The following is a 648-nucleotide window of genomic DNA, read 5'->3' as shown; positions in this document are numbered from 1 at the left end:
CAACCGTTACCCAAAATATGAAAAAGCTTATTCCACTACTATTGTTTACATTCTTATTTGTCAGTTGTAAACCTGATGTGAAATCTGTAAAGAAAGAAGTTGGACTTAAAACGGAGACATCTCAAAAAGATAAAAAATACGAGGAGGGACGCTCGCTCTTCTTAATAAACTGCGCTTCTTGTCACTCTACTCAAATGAACAAAATAATGACCGCACCAGCATTAGGTGGAGTAACTAAACGGCGTGAAAAAAAATGGCTCTATGATTACACAAGAAATTCAATGGAAATGTTTAAAAATGGAGACAGTATTGCTGTAGAGTTGCGGAATCAAGGATGGGCATTAATGACTTCCTTTCCTGACTTGACCGATGAAAAACTGGACATAATATATTACTTCGTTGAAAAAAAGTTTGAAATAGGAGACGAAATAAGAGTTATGGATTAAAATACTTTGGGTAACAAAACCTATAAACAATACGGGCTTCGGGCTTAATCACAGGGTTTGTGTATTTTTATGAAGTCCGCAAAATCTTTGGGATTTTGCTTTTTAGCGGGACAAAGAAAAAAAGAAAACCAAAAGATTTCGCTATGTGCGTGGCGGAAAGCAAACGCTAGTTTGCTCCCGTACTGTTCATAGCTCAACCGTT

General features: G+C 36.7%; 1 protein-coding gene. It reads left to right on the top strand.

Going from position 1 to position 648, the window contains the following annotated elements; translation table 11 throughout:
- On the top strand, positions 1-446 hold a 446-nt coding region (locus FEE95_RS22035; protein WP_212748480.1), incomplete at its 5' end, for a c-type cytochrome.
- Positions 447-648 lie beyond the last annotated feature (202 nt).

This window comes from Maribacter algarum (ex Zhang et al. 2020), from assembly GCF_005885635.1.
Taxonomy (GTDB): Bacteria; Bacteroidota; Bacteroidia; order Flavobacteriales; family Flavobacteriaceae; genus Maribacter_C; species Maribacter_C algarum.
This window is presented reverse-complemented; position numbering and strand designations above follow the sequence as displayed.